The sequence below is a fragment of the Acinetobacter sp. CAU_H_S170_2 genome (genome assembly GCF_058890445.1).
Map to the genome: position 1 here is coordinate 95,989 of NZ_JBZYAE010000001.1, position 18,800 is coordinate 114,788.

The window sequence follows — 18,800 nt, forward strand, 5'->3', positions numbered from 1 at the left end:
CTTTCGTACATCCACAAAAAATTATCTATGCGCAATTCATTGTTAAAGCGACAGAATTTCTAAACATGAATTTGGTTCACTTTGGTGTGAGATTAAATCATTTTTATTCATGTGATCATTCAGGTATAAATTAAACCACGCTCTTAACGATAGATCATATTCATCGTTGCTTCTTAGCCTGACGATCAGAAAAAACTGAAAAGGCTGGTAAGACGATTCGCTAGAAAGATCCAATAAGAAAATTGGACCCTCTAGAAAGAGCATGAAAGAAATTCAGTTTTATCGCAAAAATAGGGTAACAGATCGCCATGAGTACAGAGTTTGCATGTTCAATTAAACGCATTCGTTTTGATGAAAACTATCAACCAGCAGATAACACACGTCTAACGACGAACTTTGCTAACTTGGCGCGTGGTGAAAGCCGTGAGCAGAACCTACGTAATACACTTCGTATGATTAATAATCGTTTCAATGCCTTAGCACAAACAGATAACCCGAATGGTGATCGTTATTCGCTTGAAATCGATATTATTTCTGCAAATTTAGACATTGAAGGCAATGGTCAAACTTTCCCAATTATTGAAATGCTGAAAAGCACGATTAATGATCATCATACCCATCAACGTATTGAAGGCATGATTGGTAATAGCTTCTCGTCTTATGTACGTGACTACGATTTTAGCGTGGTGCTGAAAGAACACAATAAAGAGAATTCGACGTCGTATGCACCTGAAGGTTTTGGTGATCTACATGGCAAACTGTATCAATACTTGGTGAACTCAGACACTTTTAAAGCAGAGTTTAATCAACAGCCTGTGATTTGTTTGAGTGTTTCAACAGCGAAGAAGTATCACCGTACTGCCAATGAGCATCCTGTTTTAGGCGTTGAGTATAAACAAGATGAATATTCACGTACCGATGAGTATTTCCATAAAATGGGCTTACAGGTTCGCTTCTTTATGCCAAAAGGGAGCGCTGCGCCTTTAGCATTCTATTTTGCGGGTGATTTACTGCGGGACTACACCGATCTTGAGTTGATTAGTGCGATTAGCACCATGGAAACCTTCCAAAAGATTTATCGCCCTGAAATTTACAATGCAAATTCATCAGCGTCCCAAGTCTATCAAGCCAGCCTAGAGTATCCAGATTACTCATTAACACAAATTGTCTATGACCGTGTTGAACGTGGTCAGTTAGCAGTTAAACAAGGTAAATGGACGGAAGAGAACTTTATTAAGCCTTATCAAGACATCCTTGAACAATGGGCTGCGAATTATACCGTCAACAGCAACGCTGCTTAATTTAACTGAAATAGAATATTGAAATAGAGATTTAAAATGGCCATTTTATTACCAACATCAACTGCGGGCAGCTTACCGAAACCTTCTTGGCTTGCTGAGCCTGAGAAACTTTGGTCACCTTGGAAACTAGAGGGTGAGGCATTACTCGAAGCGAAACAAGATGCTTTACGTTTGTCATTACAAGAACAACTACATGCAGGCATTGATATCGTTAGTGATGGCGAACAAACCCGCCAACATTTTGTGACGACGTTTATTGAACATCTGGATGGCGTTGATTTTGAGAAACGCGAAACGGTTCGTATCCGTAATCGTTATGATGCGAGTGTGCCTTCAGTGGTAGGTGCAGTAAGCCGTCAAAAGCCTGTTTTTGTTGAAGATGCTAAGTTTTTACGCAGCCAAACAAATCAGCCGATTAAATGGGCGTTACCTGGCCCGATGACCATGATTGATACGCTGTATGATGGTCACTATAAAAGCCGTGAAAAACTGGCTTGGGAATTTGCTAAGATTCTGAATCAAGAAGCACGTGAGTTAGAAGCTGCTGGCGTGGATATCATTCAGTTCGATGAGCCTGCATTTAATGTATTCTTTGATGAAGTGAATGATTGGGGCGTTGCAACGCTTGAACGAGCACTTGAAGGTCTGAAATGTGAAACTGCGGTGCATATTTGCTATGGCTATGGCATCAAAGCCAATACCGATTGGAAAAAGACCTTGGGTTCAGAGTGGCGTCAATACGAAGAAGCATTCCCTAAACTGCAACAATCTAAAGTTGATATCATCTCACTTGAATGTCAAAACTCGCGTGTACCAATGGATCTGATTGAACTGATTCGCGGTAAAAAAGTGATGGTCGGTGCGATTGATGTCGCAACCAACACCGTTGAAACACCTGAAGAAGTTGCGAATACACTACGTAAAGCACTTCAGTTTGTCGATGCAGATAAACTCTATCCTTCGACCAACTGTGGCATGGCCCCTTTAGCACGTGAAGTCGCACGTGGTAAGCTGAATGCGTTAAGCGCAGGTGCAGAAATTATTCGTAAAGAACTTTCGGCTTCATACGCAGCAAGTGCGTGATGTGAAAGGGCTATCTATTTGATCAGAAATGGGTAGCTCGTATTCCATTTAAAAGCATGTGTCCGTTCTACTGAGGAATAAAATGATGATTGAAGCAACAGACTTTAGAGATGCAATGTCTTTGTTAACCAGTGCAGTGAGTGTCGTAACTACGGCAGGCATGGCTGATCGTCATGGATTCACAGCATCTGCCGTATGCAGTGTGACGGATACACCACCGACATTATTGGTCTGTATGAATAAAGCATCGCGTTCACATGCACATTTTGTCGATAATAAAATCCTAACTGTGAATGTGTTAGGTGCACAACATCAGCATATTTCGAATGTCTTCGCATCTAAAATGACGTCTGAAGAGCGTTTTAAACATGGTGTTTGGACAGAGCTAGAAACGGGTGCGCCTGTTTTAAAGGATGCTTTGGTCAATTTTGATTGTGAAATTGATGATATTCAAGAAGTGGGAACACATACGGTCTTTATGTGCCGTATTGTCGCGATTCAACAAAGCCAACATGAGCAAAGTTTGGTTTATTTTAATCGTGCTTATCATCAGGTGGGGCAGACCGAAACGGCTTAATTTCACTTTTTTATTGAACATCAAGGCTCTGAAATGGCTTCCCAAATCATAGATTTTCCACTGCTTGACTCTGGATTTGACTGTATTGTGCTCATTTGAAAAATCGAAAGGTTTTTATTTAGACCACAAGATGGTGAAAGTCGGGCAACAGTGTCGGGAAATAATAAATCTAAAAATCCGATAAAAATAATAAAAACTTACTGTTTTACCAATTTTAGGTTTGTACGTATTCTTTCTTCATCACTTAAGCACTCTCACAAATCTTTTGAGGACGAATACATGAGTTTAATCAATACTGAAGTTAAGGCGTTTAATGCAACAGCTTACCAAAATGGTGAATTCATTGAGTTGTCTGAGCAAAACTTGAAAGGCAAATGGTCTGTCGTATTTTTCTATCCTGCTGATTTCACCTTTGTGTGTCCAACAGAATTGGGCGACTTAGCCGATCACTATGCTGAATTTCAAAAACTCGGTGTGGAAATTTACGGCGTATCGACCGATACCCACTTTACCCATAAAGCATGGCACGACACTTCAGAGGTGATCGGTAAAATTCAGTATCCATTGATTGGCGATCCAACTTGGACTTTGTCTAAAAACTTTGATGTGCTGATTGAAACAGAAGGTCTTGCAGACCGTGGTACTTTTGTGATTGATCCTGAAGGTAAAATCCAAATTATTGAAATTAATGCTGGCGGTATTGGTCGTGATGCATCTGAACTATTACGCAAAGTGAAAGCAGCACAATATGTGCATGCGCACCCAGGCGAAGTATGTCCTGCAAAATGGAAAGAAGGTGAAGCAACGCTTGCACCGTCAATCGACTTGGTTGGAAAAATCTAAGTCAACTTCGATGGTTGCATCGTGCTGAGTCATGAGCATGATACCTGTAAAAAATCAGCCCAAGTGGCTGATTTTTTTATGCAGGGTTCTTTTAGCTTTTACAGATGGTAACCCTTGCTGGTGCTGGCAAAGTCTCTTAAACCTTGGATCGAATGCTCAATCAGTTTCTCCATGACCAAATGTTGTCCTTTACGTGAAGCATAGACCAACTGTACGCTTCCGATATTGGGACACCAGTCGGGCAAAATGTGAACTAGGCGACCTGAAGCAATATCTGCCTCTACCGTTAAGTAAGGTAGGTTGGCAATGCCGAGTCCATCCAGAGTCAAAATAATAATAGTCGTCAAATGAATGCATGATGGGTTCAAGCCTGTATTGATTTGTGACCGAAGGCAGTCTGTGGTGGATGATCTGATACTGTATCATCGCTAACGATTGCGCACGACAATAAAGCGATCCGAAGATCGCTTTTACTGAGGGCTGATTATTTTTGAGCCGTATTTTTGCTATAGCTTTGAATCAGGTTTTTATAGTCTGGAATATGCGCTGCAAAGAGTGAACCGAGGCCTTCAATATCATTAAGCCAGTCGCGGTGTAATTCACATGCTGCACCAAACCATGACATCAGCTGCGCGTCTGCCTGAGATATGCGATCCCATACTGCATCACGTGTGATGGGGTTAATTGTCCTATTTTTGTGATTCTGTGTACTAGTGCAGCGCTATAAGAGGGCTGAGGAAAGGGGTAGTATAGATTGCATATTCATCCTATCGATATAGGAGTTCCAAGATGAAAAAAGTAATTGGTGTTTATCGTAATCAAGACATGCATTGGGTTGGTGATGGTTTTCCTGTCAAAAACCTCTTTTCATATGACCGCTTAGGACAAGCAATTAGTCCGTTTCTACTTTTGGACTATGCTGCACCTTACAAATTTGATCCAACCACATCGCAACGTGGTGTGGGTTCACACCCGCATCGTGGCTTTGAAACAGTCACCATCGCCTATAGCGGTGAAGTGACACACAAAGACTCTAGCGGCGGCGGTGGTACCATTAATACTGGCGATGTACAGTGGATGACTGCGGGTTCAGGTGTGGTGCATGAAGAGTTTCATTCTCCAGCCTTTGCTGAGCATGGTGGCCTGTTTGAAATGGTACAACTTTGGGTGAATTTGCCAGCCAAAGACAAAATGACCACACCGCGTTATCAAGCCTTGACCGTGGCAGATATCCCGCGCATCGAAATGGATGATAATGTTGGACACATACGCGTGATTGCGGGTGAGTTTGGTGGTCATCATGGCCCTGCTCAAACGTATAGTCCCGTCAATGTTTGGGATGGTGAATTAAAAGCAGAGTATGAAACTTTTATCCATGTGCCTATCACGCATAACACGATTGTGGTGGTGCTCAGTGGTGAAGTGCTGATTAATGGCACGCAAAAAGTGGTGGATAGTTCCATTGTGATGTTTGCTCAAGATGGCGAATCCGCAATTCAACTACAAGCGCTGCAAGACACTAAATTCTTGGTGTTGACTGGTGAACCACTAAATGAGCCAATTCAAGGTTATGGTCCATTTGTGATGAATAGCAAAGCGGAAATTGTGCAAGCTTTTGATGATTTTAATCGTGGCAAGTTTGGTGAAATCCCTGTTGCTGTGGTGGACTAAAATCTTGTCGCTAAAAAGAAGAAATCCCTACTCGGTCAAGGGTAGGGATTTTTTAGGCGCTGTAGTCTTCTTGTTTTGCATAGTTGGTCATGAATTATTATGTGATGTAATTATCTTTTTTATGCGGAGCGCATATTAGTGCTTTTTTGCTGGTTTGTAAAACAGATGTTATAAAAATAGTTAATTTATATATTTTGTTTTTAAAGGGTTTATATTTTTATTTAAAATAAAATGTATAAAAAACCTGTGTTTATTTAAGTGGCTTTTTAGTGTAATGAAATGTAATTTAAGCAAATATCGTCCTACCAGTGCGGCACATGAAAAAATGTGATTCTGGTATTTTTTAATAGCCCTATTTTTTCGACATTGGGTCATAATTTCAGTCAATATAAGTCAGACTGACGGATCATAATTTTGGATATTGCAGTTATTGGTAGCGGCATGGCCGGTCTTGCTACCGCAAGAATTCTAAAGGATGCTGGGCATAATATCACTATTTTCGAAGCACTGACTGGGCGAGGGATGGATAGCCACAGTACAGAGTTTGAAGGTGGTCTGATTGATGCTCCGTTACGTGTCATGAACCCACACTTATGGAAAAACACCTTAAGTCTTGCGACTTATTTAGGCATCAAAACGTATCCAGTACGCACCTACATGGCATGTAGTTGGTTGTTTGAAGACCGTACAGAAACATGGCTAACCACTACGCGTAGTCGCATTGGCAATTTCCCAATTATCAATAACCGTAAAGGCCTACAGCAGTATGGATGGCGCTTGGTTAAAGGTATGTTGCAGCTTAAAACTGCGATTGCTAAATTCTTCAAATCTAAAGATCAAGACATTACCTTGGCTGAATTTATCAACCAGCATGACATTGAAGAAGTGTTTTGGCATGGTGCAGTCATGCCTGTGCTCTACACCATCTGTACCTGCAATCCAAAAACCATTGGCGAATGGCCAGCGAAACCGCTGCTGATCTTTTTACGTCAGTTGACGGATGGTGATGCTTTATTGCGTATACAAGGGGGAACACCTGCCTTGGTCGATAAATTGATTGAAAACATCAATATCCAAAGCGGATCGGCTATTAGCAAAGTCACTGAACAAGGTGACAAAGTTTTGGTTGAAAATAATAAGGGCGAACAGCAATTGTTTGACCGTGTGGTGGTCGCAACGCCAACCACAAAAATTGAAGAGTTTTTAGATCCTGTTCAGTTTGCAGATGATATTGCGCTGTTAAAACAGTTCCGTTTTGAGCAAGGTCAGTTGGTGATCCATACTGATCCTTCCGTGATGCCGCCTAAGCGTAAAGACTGGTCGGTGCTAAGCTATATGATGGACCGTAAGTTTACCCGTCAACAGTTCACGGTTTGGCTCAATTCAGTCGAACCAAGTCTGGTCGGTAAAAATGCCGTGTTCCAAACGTGGCAGCCTGTGACCGAGATTGACCCGAAAAAAGTGATTTCAACTGTAACTTTGACCCGTGCGGTGGTGGACTCGCAAACGGTGGCTTTGAATAAAGAGTTACAACAACGCCATAAGAGTGCTAACCGAAAAGTCTTTTTCTGTGGTTCATGGTCGTGCGATGGTCTGCCTATTTTAGAGTCTGCCGTCACTTCAGCAATGCATATTGCAGAAATTTTCGGTGCGCCATTGCCGTTTGTTGGATTAAAACCTAAAGTTGAGGTTGCCCCACAACTCGGCTACTAAAGCATGAAATGGCTCCAAACCTTACAGCGACATCTGCCCAAACATAAATATGCAATTGATGCAAAACAATTGGGAGATCACGCTGTATTGGCTTGGAGCAATCTTGGCTATTGGAATGATGCAAGGTCATCCTATCCTGAGGCTTGCCAAACACTTGCAACGCATCTTGCTGATCGATTACAGCTAAAATCAAATGACCGTGTTTTAGACTTGGGTTGTGGGCAGGGTGCGAGTCTATTGCTGTGGCAGCAGCATTACCATGTGCAGCAACTTTGTGCGGTTGATTTACAAGCCGAATGTGTCCAGCGTATACAGCACATTTTAAATTCAAAGATACACATCATTCAAACGTCATTTTTAAATTTAAATTCAAAGCTATTCTCAGCGCCTTTTGATGTGGTGTTGTGTCTCGATGCCGCTTATCACAGTGATTTAAATTCATTTCTAAGATCAACCCATTCTGTTTTAAATTCAAAAGGGCGCATCGGTTTTCACTATTTGATGTTGAGTGATGCATTTTTGAATTTAAATCGTTTTGAGAAACTTCAACTGAAAATGCTGTTAAAAGTAGCCGATGTTCATTTGGAACATCTTCAGTTAGAGACGAATTTGCAGCATTCGATAGAAGCACAAGGCTATCAGCAGGTTGCTATTGAAGATTTATCAGATGCAGTTTTGGCGGGTTTTTCTCGTTATTATCATGTGCATTTAGTCCAACAGGCCGCTCAAAATTTGGATCATTTCAAAATTAAAATGACCGCTAAGCTCTGCCAGAAATTATTTGAACAGGGCATCGTGCGCTATGTTCAAATTACAGCAGTTAGAGACATTTAAAATGAAATAAAAAACCAAAGGGCCAGAAACAACAAAGCCTCACTAAAAAGAGAGGCTAAGTATAAAATGGTGCCGGCACACGGATTCGAACTGTGGACCTACTGATTACAAGTCAGTTGCTCTACCAACTGAGCTATGCCGGCAACGTGGTGAGAATAATAGCGGATTTTCTTGAAAACGCAAGCCAAAAAGTGAGCGATTGAAATGCGCAAGATTTTTTGTGCAAACTTCACCCACCAAGGGGTGGGTGAAAGCTAAGAATAAAATTTGGGTGGCTGTGATGAAACTGTTTTTAAATAGGGTTAAGTGAAAACATGGAACTTATTTGCTTCTTAAAATTTGATCGAGGTCTTGGGCACATTCTTCCAATGTAAAAGCCATGTCGAGTTGCATTTGAGGTTTGAGTTCATTGGCCATCGTTCTCCATTGTTCAATCAGACGAATTGCTTTTTGAATTTTATGTTTGTTGACATCCTTTGCAAGGGTTGGGGTATAACCGCCTCGTTTAGCGTTTTTAATTTGTTTGACATAATTGGTGCTGTTATTCATTCTGACTCCCGAATAGCAGTTTTATTGGTCAATTTTGTGTTTCGCTAGTTATATACCGCAAATGAATTGTGCTTCATAAACATTGCATCTAGATGATCATTGATGATTTATTTTAACCTCCCTTAGAAATTGTTTTAGCTCAAGTTTGAATCAGGTTCAAGCGTTTATTTTTGAATAAATATTTCACTTTGTGGTGCAAATTATCCTATTGGGTGAAGAGTCATTTTTATAAAGCAGACTTTGTGCCAAGTCTAAATAAGAATGTTCAGCATAAAAAAAGACCTTAATCTTTCGATTAAGGTCTTTAAAATTTTGGCGGTGAGAGAGGGATTCGAACCCTCGATACGCGCAAACGTATACACACTTTCCAGGCGTGCTCCTTCAGCCACTCGGACACCTCACCATGGCGGAGGATAATATCGAAAAACATAGCCATCGACAAGGTGAAACAATTGATTTAGAGAAAAACTTTTAGCGTGATGATATGATTCGCAAAAATACTGTCTAAATTGAAGACACCCTATGCAAAGTACTGCAAAAAAAGCCGCATTGCCCGCAATCACCTTAGCCGCCCTTGGGGTCGTGTTTGGAGATATTGGAACCAGTCCACTTTATGCACTGCGCCAATGTTTTTTAACAGCCCATCTAGCGATATCAGAAGCGTCAGTTTTAGGCATTTTGTCCCTCATTTTTTGGTGCATGATGCTAACGGTGAGTTTTAAATACGTTACGATTATTATGCGAGCAGACAATAACGGTGAGGGCGGAATTATGTCCTTACTGGCACTAAATCTGCGAACCACCTTAATTAGTGATAACAAGAAAATTTATCTTATTGCTCTGGGATTTATTGGTGCATCACTGTTTTTTGGTGATGGAATTATTACTCCTGCAATTTCGGTTCTTTCTGCAATAGAAGGTCTCAGTATTGCTACGCCTATTTTTAATCAGTGGTTAGAGCCCTTATCCATAGGAATTATCACTGGCTTATTTTTGGTACAGCGCCATGGGACAGGGACAATGGGGAAATTCTTTGGGCCATTAACCCTACTGTGGTTCTTAGCGATTGGTGCTTTAGGGCTGTGGAGTATTTTTCAGACCCCTCATGTATTATTGATGGTTAATCCGTACTGGGCATTGAGTTTTGTCTTTAATCAACCCTATGTGGCTTTTCTGACTATGGGTGCCGTGATTTTGACTATGACGGGCGGCGAAGCACTTTACGCTGATATGGGACATTTTGGTCGTCTTCCGATTCGTTTAGCTTGGTTTATTATTGTATTACCATGTTTGTTATTGAATTATGCAGGGCAAGGAGCATTGTTATTGCGTGACGCGGATGCACTCGCGAATCCTTTTTATATGCTTATTCCAGAATGGGCACTATTTCCAATGATTGGTTTGGCCACAGCAGCAGCAGTTATCGCATCTCAGGCGGTTATTACCGGCGTATTTTCTATGGTTAATCAAGCCATTCAATTACGTTATTTACCTCGTTTGGCAGTGCGACATACTTCAGAGGTAGAGCGCGGTCAAATTTATTTGCCATTTATTAATTGGGCGCTGTATATCTCTGTACTGATCTTAATTTTATTGTTTGAGAATAGTGAGAATTTGGCTAGTGCTTATGGAGTTGCGGTCACCATGACTATGTTGTGTGGCACTATTTTAATCTCTATTTTGGCCTATGGGTTGTGGCGTTGGCCAATGTGGAAAGTTGCATTATTCGCCGTGCCATTTTTGTTACTTGATACAGTTTTTGTTGCCTCGACTTCGCTTAAAATTTTATCAGGTGGATGGGTTCCAATTTTAATTGGTGCAGTGCTGTATACTATTTTAATGACATGGAAAGATGGTCGTGCATTAGTGTTGAAGCGTCTTGAAAAGGATTCATTGCCAATAGACCTATTTATTAAAAGCATTAGTATGGGTAGTGAAACTAAGTTCGTTCCAGGTGATGCAGTCTTTTTGACTGGTACACCAAATATTGTGCCACACGCAATGCTTCACAATATTAAGCACAACAAAGTCCTGCATGAACGCAACATCATGGTAACGGTTATTACACGCGATATTCCTTTTGTTCCGTCACAAGAACGCAGTAGTGTTGAAAAACTGGATGTCCGTTTTTATCGTATTACTTTGTATTATGGTTTTAAAGATCAGCCAAATATTCCGCAAGCCTTGGAAATGGCCTATGCTGAACTTGGTTTTGAATATGATCTAATGCAAATTAGTTTTTTCATCTCGCGTGAACGGATTATCAGTACTGTAGGGGATGGTATGGCGCCGTGGCGTGAAAAGCTCTTTATCTCAATGCAACGGAATACCAGTCCTGTGAGCGACTTCTATCAAATTCCAACCAATCGCGTGGTTGAGCTGGGTAGTCAGATCCAGATTTAAACTTCAATAAAAAACCAGCATATATGCTGGTTTTTTTGGAGGATAAATCAGTTGAAGTCTTAGTTCATTGGATCATTTTCAGGTGCTTCAGGCATCGCTTGGACAGGTTGTTCTGCTGAAGCGTCAGGAAGTGCTTGAGCAGGGGCATCTGGTAATGGCAGTGAATCAGGCTCAACCGCATTGACAGGTGCCTCTGCTGATGAATCTAATGGCGGTGCAGCAGCTGGGGCAGCATTCATGTCTGCATTTCCCGTAGGTGCGACAGCATCATTTAACGCCGCTTCAGCTTGTTGCGCTGAGAGTTCTGCATTTGGTGCCAGCGGATGTTGCTCTGTTGGAGTCGCAGCGACTTGTTGTTGCACTGTGGTGTCAGGTGCGGCCTGTTGAACAGGGGCTTCACTCTGTGGTGATGTTGGCATCACTGCTTGGTCATTGGGTACACCTTGGCTCGCTGGGCTGATAGGTGCTGCATTTGGATCAAGCAATTTAATTTGCCCTGAGCTTACGAGTTCTTGAATAGAACCCGGTTGACCATTAACAGTAGTCGTGACTTTGGCTTGAGAGAGACTTTCTAAGGTGTCACCCGGTTGGATAGGTGGCTCGGCGAAGGCTGAAGCACTTATCACTGTGCCGATTAAACCAAGAGAAGCTAAAATCTTAGAATGCATAAGAACTCCGTAAATTGCATGTATTATTTCGTTCGATTCATTTTTACCTTGGCATATTTTTTGAAGCGACAGCAATCAAAGATACGCAATCGCATCACGTTGTCGTAGAAAAACTCTACAAAAAAGACATTTTGTTACATGCAAAATCATCTAAATATGGCGTTTTGTTTAATTGTTATGCGAATAGAACTCGAGCGATATACTTCGTATACGCTGATTGTTAAGCTCGTGAAAAACCGATGTTTATTGTAGTTGTGATGGCGAAGAAGAAAAGTAGTTCAGGTAAGTCAGTGTTTAACATGTTTAATCAAAATGGCCTGAAAGTGATTTTAGGATTGGTGGCAACGGGAAGTTTTGCGATTGCTTTTGGTCAAGAAAAAATTCAGCAATACGTGTCTTTAAGCCCAAGCTCAAATTCAGCCTGTTTAGAACAATTTTATAGGGAAATTCCGCCCTATTTACTCAAAGAAAGTTTAAGTAAACACAGCTATGCACTGTGCTTTAACGGCTTTAATGTGATGTATTCGGGCGTTTCGAAAACCCCCCTCTGGGTTGCAGAGGCTCTGACGCCGCAGCGCCTGAGCCAAAAAATTCCACGTGAAGATAGTTTTCACGAAGAAAATAATGTTGCAACTGAACATCGAGCGACATTGTCGGACTACCGTGGTTCAGGCTATGACCGTGGACATATGGCACCGAATGCTGATATGCCGAATAAAGCCGCACAATTCGACAGTTTTTCTTTGGCCAACATGGTGCCACAGGCTCCTAAAAATAATCAGCAAGTGTGGCGTGAATTGGAAGAAGCCACACGGGCGCTTGTGACCAAGCAAAAGCTAGATGTTTTTGTGGTGACTGGGCCAGTATTTCAGGGCAAAAAACTTAAGACCATTGGTCAGGGAGTGATTGTTCCGAGTGCGGTTTATAAAGCGGTCTATATGCCAAAAACGGGTGCAATCGGCGCTTATTACGCACCGAATGATAATTCACAGCAGGTAAGAATTGTCAGTGTCTGCTATTTGGAAGAGCAGTTGGGTGTGAATTTATTTCCGCAACTGACAGAAGAGCAAAAACGTAATACTTATAAACTACCGTTGACAGCAACGGCGGTAAAAGCCAATAGTGCAATTCAATACTCACATTGGGATGCGGAAAGTCAGTGCGCAGAAGAGGTTTCATCCGAGCAGCTCAAAGCCTTACAAAAAAACTTTAAATCGGGCTCTACTCAGTCGAGTAGTGGTAGCACAGTCACAAAAGGCACGGGTATTGATGCGGCGGATCAAGATGCGATTGTGAAACAATTGGTCGACGTCTTATTGCAATATATTTTGCAGCTGTTACGTTAAAGTTCTACGCAGTTGGATGTGTAGGCATTCGACTGCAGTGCCCGATGCCTGAAGAATAAAGAAGAGTAAAAATAAAATGTTTAAACCTTTTGTACATGGCAATGAGTCCCATGCCATCCATGATTTGACCCTTGAAAATGACACGGACTGCGTCAGTATTTATGGCAATTTACAACTCACCAAAGACCAAGCCGGTTTAGCTGCGGCCAAAGCATTGCAGGCGTATCTGAATGCCATTGTGCAACAGCTTGAAAGTGAAGCCCAGCTTCCTGAGAAAATTGAACATCTGCAGTCGGGTGAAATTGACAATCCGTTTTTATAACATAAGTCTATCTATGTTCCATGTGGAACAATAACAAAGCCTACAGATTGTAGGCTTTGTTATTGATGGGGAGAGAAAAAATTAATCCTCGCCAGAGATATGTCCAAGTGCAAAGGCACCCGTTAAAACGGTTAAATCAAAGGCAAGTGCAACGCCAAGAAAGCCGATGCGCAACTCGGGAAAAGCTGCTGCAAAAATGGCACTGCCACAGCCTCCGAAGACCAACCAAAACGTTCCGATGAATTCAGCAAGATATTTATTCATAATGCGCTTTTTGTAGTTATTGATGTTTTATTCGCATAGAACTTTATATCTAACGAGAAAATACTCGTTTTTTAATCAATTTAACAAAAAAAGCATGACATCCTGATAACGTGGATTAAACAGGTCAGATTTTAGTGAAAATGCTGAATACGCCACTGCTGAGGTGTGACTTGGGTCCAGTGTTTAAAGGCACGTTGAAAAGCACTTTGCTCTGAGTAACTCAGCAACAGTGCAATTTCCTGTAAGCTGAGGTGTGGATCTTTTAAGTATTGCTCCGCCAAAATACGTCGAACTTCTTGCATCCGCTGTTGGTAGGTCGTGCCTTGTTGTTGTAAGTAACGTTGCAGTTGTCGAACTGAAAAGTTCAGCTGCCGAGCAATATGTTCAATTTGATATTGGTTTTTTTGTAGCCCCGTTAAAATCGCATGCTGTAAGCGCTGGTCGATGTGGGTGGAGTTGGGAAGTTTTTCTAGCAATGCTTCGGCTTGTTGTAAGAGCAGTTTTTGCAGGGTTTGATCACCTTGCTGAAAGGGCATGGATAATTCGCTGAGGGGAATCATCATCATCGGTCGGCTTTGAGAGAAGCGAACTTTACAATTAAAGTACTGCTCATACAGTGTCGTATTTTTCGGTGTAGGGTGAGTAAAATGAACTTCACTGAGCTGGATGTCGTCATGGGCGACAAAGTGCTTCATAAACTGAATGATCAGCGCCATTGCCACTTCATTGCTGAGTTGTGTGGTCAGTTCAATCGGCATCTCCACCCAACCAAAGCATAGATTTTCACCTTCAATTGCAACATATAGTGAACTGCCATCATAAATGAGGCGGTGAAAGTCATGATAACGGGTGAGCGCCTCGCCTAAATTTTCGCAGGACAGCGCAATATAGCCCAAAATGCCTAAATGCTTGGGCTGTACATACTTTGCAATCTCAAGTCCGAGCGCAGGGATGTGCAGATGGCTGTCAAGATCATTCAGTAACTCTAACCACAGGGCATAATCAAAACGTTCTAAGTTCTGTGCTTTTTCAAGTTGTTCAGAAATTGGATAGCCCACGGCTTGGCAATAGGCATAGAGTAAATGCCCCAGTCCACCGTAGACAGAACCTGTGTAGTCTTTGAAATGTTGCATTTATTGGCTCTATTGTTCTTGTCGTAATTTGTCAATGAATTTGAATGCTAGGGTCAATATTTAGCATAGTTTCCACATTATATTCAATCTGAATATAGGAGGAATTTGCCATGTGGAAGGGTTTTGTCGCAGGACTAGTGGTTGCCAATGCGTTTGAGTGGGTTGCACATAAATATATTTTGCATGGAACACACCGTGCTGGAAAGCCGCGCTATAGCCCCGTGCCTGACAGCATGAAATCGCATTGGGAGCATCATCGAGAAGTGCGGAAAACCACGTTTCACGATCATGGTTATGTTGAAGGTTGGAGCAACTGGCGTACCAAAAATGAAATCGTGTCACTCGCTGTCGTAGCGGGTGTTTTTGGGACATTATTTTATCCTGTCTCCAAAGGCATGACTTTGTCTGTGCTGTACAGTGCGGGAAATTATTACTATATTCACCGTCGTGCGCACTTAGAGCCAGACTGGGCAATGCGTAAGATTCCTTGGCATTATGATCATCATATGAACTCTAATCAGGATGCCAACTGGTGTGTGACCAAGCCATGGTTTGATTATATTTTAGGAACGCGGGTCATTTCCTCATTGGATTTGCAAGAGCAAAATCCGTTGGGTATTGCTTTACCCCAAGTGGTGTCGGATAAGCTCACCCAGTGGGTCAATCAGGTCTTCCCTGCAAAATGGGTTAAGGCACCTGAAGCGATTCCACTGAACTCAGCGCAGACGACGGAAATGGTTGCAGGATAACTGAATAGGTATTTTGTCGTGATTTGTCAATAATATTGGTATATATTGTCAATATTTCGTCATTTGAACATTCTATAGTAAAGCTGTTGATGAGGTGAAATCATCTCATGAGCACTAGTACGTCATTTTTCATTTTCCAGTTTAACAAGACAATGTTGTACTTATTCTAGGTTTATAGGGAGTCGCAAGACTCCCTTTTTTTATCTCAAAAATTGTGAGCGTAATTGAGATCAAGATCCAGCGAACATTCTAAGCTTTAACATTTGCTGCATAATAGAGGCACTGGCTGTGCCGAGGTACAGCGTAATTGAGCCATTTAATTCGCCTGCTTTTTAAAGCCCGTTAAAATATAGCGATCCATTTCATCGGTATAGTCAGGGGAAAACTGAAAGCAAACATGCTCGTTGATGTTTAAGGTTTTGAGATCAGGGAAGCTTTGTCTGGCACGCGGACTATTGCTAAATAAAAAAGCTTGTCGATCACTCTGAAAATAAAAAACTTTTTCAGTACTGATGTTGTGCCGTCGATAATGAGTGACCTCTGACCATTGTGTAAAAATACCACAAGCCCGAATTTGATCAGGTGCAATCAGCGCTTTTTCATAATAGTGTTTAAACTGATATTTGCAGAAGCTGATATAGCTAAACAGGCATAAACCAAGCAGTAACAATACAGTCAGCATACCGAAAGGGCGGTCAGCATATTTCTTCATCAAAAGGATGAAAACAAAACAGATCAATAGACCACAAATAAATAAGATTAGTTCTAAGAGATACATTTTTTCTCATCTTTAAAATGATAAAAAGAGTACTCGAAAGCACTCTTTTCATAGGTTTTACGGTTATTGTCTATTTATAGACGCATTTCGATGCCTTGATCTGCAAGGTATTTCTTCGCTTCAGGAATGGTGTGTTGTCCAAAGTGGAAGATAGAAGCAGCCAGTACAGCGTCTGCGCCACCTTTTAAAATACCATCGGCCAAGTGTTGTAAGTTACCGACACCGCCCGAAGCAATGGTTGGAATGGTGACGCGGTCATTGATTTGACGCATCAGCTCGAGGTCATAACCTGCTTTGGTACCATCGGCATCCATCGAAGTAATCAGCAGTTCACCTGCACCAAAGTCAGCCATTTTCACGGACCATTCAATTGCATCAATACCCGTTGGTTTACGGCCGCCATGGGTAAAAATTTCCCATTTATTCTCGCCCGTTTTTTTTGCGTCAATGGCAACCACAATACACTGTGCGCCAAAGCGTTGCGATGCTTCTTGTACAAATTCTGGGTTAAACACCGCTGCTGAGTTAATGCTCACTTTGTCCGCGCCAGCATTGAGTAAGAGACGAATGTCTTCAACTTTGCGAACGCCACCACCGACCGTTAAGGGAACAAAAACCGTTTCAGCCATACGTTCAACAGTACGATAAGTCGTGTCACGACCATTCGAAGTTGCGGTAATGTCTAAGAAGGTAATTTCATCAGCACCTTGTTCGTTATATCGACGTGCTACTTCTACTGGGTCACCTGCATCACGAATATCAAGGAATTGAACACCTTTCACTACACGACCGTTGTCTACGTCGAGGCAAGGAATAATACGTTTAGCTAGCATAATTTTTTCCAAAAATAACAGCCGATTATGAAACTTCGCGACTTAGATGCTACACCTTAATAGTCGGAGCGGGTATTCTATCAAACTTATGTAAGTTTTTTTGCAGGTTTTATATGTCGGTTTATACCACTTTGACTTTACAGGAAGTTCAGGCGTTTGCAGCACCTTATGGACTTGAGGTAATCGATCTGATCCCAATTCAAGGCGGTATTCAAAATACGAACTATTTTATTGTGTGTGAAAATGCTGTGCAGTATGTATTGACTGTATTTGAAGAAATGGATGAACAGGGCGCAGGCGAGTTGGTTCCTGTACTTGAGCATTTAGGTCAGGCTGGTTTAACGGTTCCTGTACCTTTAAGTCACTCAGGCAAAGCCATTCATAGTTTAAAAGATAAACCTGCGCAAATTGCCCCACGGATGATGGGTAAACACCCCATGCCTGCGACCCTTGAGCAAGCCGAGGCGATTGCGGTTGCACAAGCACAAATGCACGTCGCACTGCAAAATTTTCCACTGGAGCGTGCAGAATACCGTGACCATGACTACTGGCTCGCTGTAGCGTTACAGATGAAACCAACTTTAAGTGAAGCGGATCAGGCACTGCTCAGTAAGTTGTTGGGTTTATATGATGCATTATCGGCGGTTTATCCGAATCGTCCAAAGGGCTTTATCCACTCGGATTTATTCCGTGACAACACTTTGTTTGAGGGCAATCAGCTCAAAGGCATTTTAGATTTTTATGAACTGAATAAAGATGAGTTCTTGTTTGATATTGCGATTACACTGAATGACTTCTGTACCGAATATCCAAGTGTGCACTTAAATGAAGACAAGGCCATCGCATTCTTAAACGCCTATGAAAGCATTCGTCCTTTGACGACTGATGAAAAATCTTGCCTAGAGCTGTATCTGGCAATGGCTGCTGCGCGTTTTTGGATGATGCGTTTACAAGTGGCACAAAAAAATGCAGAACAAGGCCGTACAGGGGATGACATTTTGCAGAAAAATCCTGCCGAAATGCGTAATATGGTGATTGACCGCTTAAAGTTTGTAACTGCTTAAATAGGAAAGAAAAATGCGTGACCAAGGACGACTCGTTGAATGGTTCGATGAAAAAGGCTATGGCTTTATTCAGCCCAACGATGACAGTAAAGATCGCGTGTTTTTACATATCAAGGACTTTGCACGGCAAGGTCCTCGTCCTATTTTAGGCTGTGCGTTGGAATACAACGTGCTTGTGGATGCGCAAGGGCGTTATCGTGCACAGCAAGTCAGTTATTTAAAAGCATCACAAACCCAAAAGAGTCGTACCTCAAAAGTCTCACCGAAAAAGACCGAACAGGGTCAACGCTGGAGTCCAATGCAAATTGCGTCGGTGGCATACATCGTGTTTTTGGCGCTATTGGTACTCTTGGGGCGCTTGAGTGGATTGGTGCTGCTGTTGATTAGTGTGATGAATGCGGCCAGTTATTGGTTCTATGCACAAGACAAAGAGGCTGCACAAAATGGACAGCGCCGTGTACCTGAAAATACACTACATCTCCTTTCATTTTTAGGGGGATGGCCTGCAGCATGGTTAGCGCAGCAAAAGCTACGACATAAAACACAAAAACAACCCTTTAGAAAGATTTACTTTTGTACAATTCTATTCAATATTCTTTTAATTTTATGGCTTATTTCTCCTTTCAATAGTTTGCCTATTTAAAGTTCAAGCCCACTTCATGAGGGACA

General features: G+C 41.9%; 19 protein-coding genes, 2 tRNA genes and 2 pseudogenes. 13 read left to right on the forward strand and 10 right to left on the reverse strand.

What is annotated here, in order from left to right; genetic code table 11:
- The first annotated feature begins 308 nt into the window (after positions 1-308).
- The 4 genes from AC5EUN_RS00415 to ahpC all read left to right on the forward strand — a co-directional run bounded on the left by AC5EUN_RS00415 (position 309) and on the right by ahpC (position 3,804).
- Positions 309-1,301, forward strand: a complete 993-nt coding sequence (locus AC5EUN_RS00415; RefSeq protein WP_058870459.1) for a DUF1852 domain-containing protein — start codon at positions 309-311, stop codon at positions 1,299-1,301.
- Positions 1,302-1,337: 36 nt separating this feature from the next.
- Positions 1,338-2,384: a methionine synthase gene (locus tag AC5EUN_RS00420; RefSeq protein ID WP_004691635.1), complete on the forward strand. Its 1,047-nt coding sequence runs from the start codon at positions 1,338-1,340 to the stop codon at positions 2,382-2,384.
- Between the two features lie 85 nt (positions 2,385-2,469).
- On the forward strand, positions 2,470-2,961 hold the full coding sequence (locus tag AC5EUN_RS00425; RefSeq protein ID WP_035326242.1) for a flavin reductase: 492 nt from the start codon (positions 2,470-2,472) through the stop codon (positions 2,959-2,961).
- Positions 2,962-3,240: 279 nt separating this feature from the next.
- Positions 3,241-3,804: an alkyl hydroperoxide reductase subunit C gene (ahpC, locus tag AC5EUN_RS00430; protein ID WP_348923853.1), complete on the forward strand. Its 564-nt coding sequence runs from the start codon at positions 3,241-3,243 to the stop codon at positions 3,802-3,804.
- 98 nt (positions 3,805-3,902) lie between these two features.
- Here the strand turns inward: ahpC and AC5EUN_RS00435 are convergent, their stop codons facing one another.
- Together AC5EUN_RS00435 and AC5EUN_RS00440 are read right to left on the reverse strand one after the other, a co-directional pair.
- Positions 3,903-4,220, reverse strand: coding sequence for a LysR substrate-binding domain-containing protein (locus tag AC5EUN_RS00435; protein WP_493352485.1), 318 nt, complete (start codon positions 4,218-4,220; stop codon positions 3,903-3,905).
- 68 nt (positions 4,221-4,288) lie between these two features.
- Positions 4,289-4,492 (reverse strand): annotated as a pseudogene (locus AC5EUN_RS00440) (hydrolase); the annotation flags it as partial.
- 101 nt (positions 4,493-4,593) lie between these two features.
- On the opposite strand from AC5EUN_RS00440, the gene AC5EUN_RS00445 reads away from it, so the two are divergent.
- From AC5EUN_RS00445 to AC5EUN_RS00455, 3 genes are all read left to right on the forward strand, one after another.
- Positions 4,594-5,475: a pirin family protein gene (locus AC5EUN_RS00445; RefSeq protein WP_317455021.1), complete on the forward strand. Its 882-nt coding sequence runs from the start codon at positions 4,594-4,596 to the stop codon at positions 5,473-5,475.
- A gap of 414 nt (positions 5,476-5,889) precedes the next feature.
- Positions 5,890-7,188: an FAD-dependent oxidoreductase gene (locus AC5EUN_RS00450; RefSeq protein WP_004978178.1), complete on the forward strand. Its 1,299-nt coding sequence runs from the start codon at positions 5,890-5,892 to the stop codon at positions 7,186-7,188.
- A 3-nt stretch (positions 7,189-7,191) separates the two neighbouring features.
- Positions 7,192-8,022 (forward strand): SAM-dependent methyltransferase, encoded by an 831-nt coding sequence (locus AC5EUN_RS00455; protein WP_473338309.1) that lies wholly within the window; start codon positions 7,192-7,194, stop codon positions 8,020-8,022.
- Positions 8,023-8,089: 67 nt separating this feature from the next.
- On the opposite strand, the gene AC5EUN_RS00460 is transcribed toward AC5EUN_RS00455, so the two are convergent.
- The 3 genes from AC5EUN_RS00460 to AC5EUN_RS00470 form a co-directional block, all read right to left on the reverse strand.
- Positions 8,090-8,165, reverse strand: a tRNA-Thr gene (locus AC5EUN_RS00460).
- Between the two features lie 178 nt (positions 8,166-8,343).
- Positions 8,344-8,571, reverse strand: a complete 228-nt coding sequence (locus AC5EUN_RS00465; protein ID WP_493352113.1) for a hypothetical protein — start codon at positions 8,569-8,571, stop codon at positions 8,344-8,346.
- 313 nt (positions 8,572-8,884) lie between these two features.
- Positions 8,885-8,974: transfer RNA gene (locus tag AC5EUN_RS00470), tRNA-Ser, on the reverse strand.
- A 119-nt stretch (positions 8,975-9,093) separates the two neighbouring features.
- On the opposite strand from AC5EUN_RS00470, the gene AC5EUN_RS00475 reads away from it, so the two are divergent.
- The gene (locus AC5EUN_RS00475) at positions 9,094-10,974 is read left to right on the forward strand and encodes a potassium transporter Kup (protein ID WP_005401570.1); all 1,881 of its coding nucleotides are present in this window, start codon (positions 9,094-9,096) and stop codon (positions 10,972-10,974) included.
- A gap of 59 nt (positions 10,975-11,033) precedes the next feature.
- Here the strand turns inward: AC5EUN_RS00475 and AC5EUN_RS00480 are convergent, their stop codons facing one another.
- Positions 11,034-11,642 carry a hypothetical protein gene (locus AC5EUN_RS00480; RefSeq protein WP_493352114.1) on the reverse strand — a complete coding sequence of 203 codons (609 nt, stop codon included), beginning with the start codon at positions 11,640-11,642 and terminating at the stop codon, positions 11,034-11,036.
- Between the two features lie 257 nt (positions 11,643-11,899).
- On the opposite strand from AC5EUN_RS00480, the gene AC5EUN_RS00485 reads away from it, so the two are divergent.
- Both AC5EUN_RS00485 and AC5EUN_RS00490 read left to right on the forward strand, forming a co-directional pair.
- Positions 11,900-12,988: a DNA/RNA non-specific endonuclease gene (locus AC5EUN_RS00485; RefSeq protein WP_286405516.1), complete on the forward strand. Its 1,089-nt coding sequence runs from the start codon at positions 11,900-11,902 to the stop codon at positions 12,986-12,988.
- Between the two features lie 76 nt (positions 12,989-13,064).
- Positions 13,065-13,310, forward strand: coding sequence for a hypothetical protein (locus AC5EUN_RS00490; protein WP_062032074.1), 246 nt, complete (start codon positions 13,065-13,067; stop codon positions 13,308-13,310).
- 90 nt (positions 13,311-13,400) lie between these two features.
- Here the strand turns inward: AC5EUN_RS00490 and AC5EUN_RS00495 are convergent.
- Positions 13,401-13,574: pseudogene (locus tag AC5EUN_RS00495) on the reverse strand (aquaporin); the annotation flags it as partial.
- A 131-nt stretch (positions 13,575-13,705) separates the two neighbouring features.
- The gene (locus AC5EUN_RS00500; protein WP_493352115.1) at positions 13,706-14,707 is read right to left on the reverse strand and encodes an AraC family transcriptional regulator ligand-binding domain-containing protein; all 1,002 of its coding nucleotides are present in this window, start codon (positions 14,705-14,707) and stop codon (positions 13,706-13,708) included.
- A gap of 110 nt (positions 14,708-14,817) precedes the next feature.
- Between AC5EUN_RS00500 and AC5EUN_RS00505 the strand changes: the two genes are divergently transcribed.
- Complete coding sequence (locus tag AC5EUN_RS00505) at positions 14,818-15,456, forward strand: hypothetical protein (RefSeq protein ID WP_493352116.1); 639 nt, start codon at positions 14,818-14,820, stop codon at positions 15,454-15,456.
- 316 nt (positions 15,457-15,772) lie between these two features.
- On the opposite strand, the gene AC5EUN_RS00510 is transcribed toward AC5EUN_RS00505, so the two are convergent.
- Positions 15,773-16,168, reverse strand: a complete 396-nt coding sequence (locus AC5EUN_RS00510; RefSeq protein WP_493352117.1) for a hypothetical protein — start codon at positions 16,166-16,168, stop codon at positions 15,773-15,775.
- Positions 16,169-16,308: 140 nt separating this feature from the next.
- Positions 16,309-17,067, reverse strand: coding sequence for an imidazole glycerol phosphate synthase subunit HisF (gene hisF, locus AC5EUN_RS00515; protein WP_010327680.1), 759 nt, complete (start codon positions 17,065-17,067; stop codon positions 16,309-16,311).
- Positions 17,068-17,180: 113 nt separating this feature from the next.
- Between hisF and AC5EUN_RS00520 the strand changes: the two genes are divergently transcribed.
- The gene (locus AC5EUN_RS00520; protein WP_493352118.1) at positions 17,181-18,131 is read left to right on the forward strand and encodes a homoserine kinase; all 951 of its coding nucleotides are present in this window, start codon (positions 17,181-17,183) and stop codon (positions 18,129-18,131) included.
- A 13-nt stretch (positions 18,132-18,144) separates the two neighbouring features.
- Positions 18,145-18,774, forward strand: a complete 630-nt coding sequence (locus tag AC5EUN_RS00525; protein ID WP_125281398.1) for a DUF1294 domain-containing protein — start codon at positions 18,145-18,147, stop codon at positions 18,772-18,774.
- The last annotated feature ends 26 nt before the right edge of the window (positions 18,775-18,800 follow it).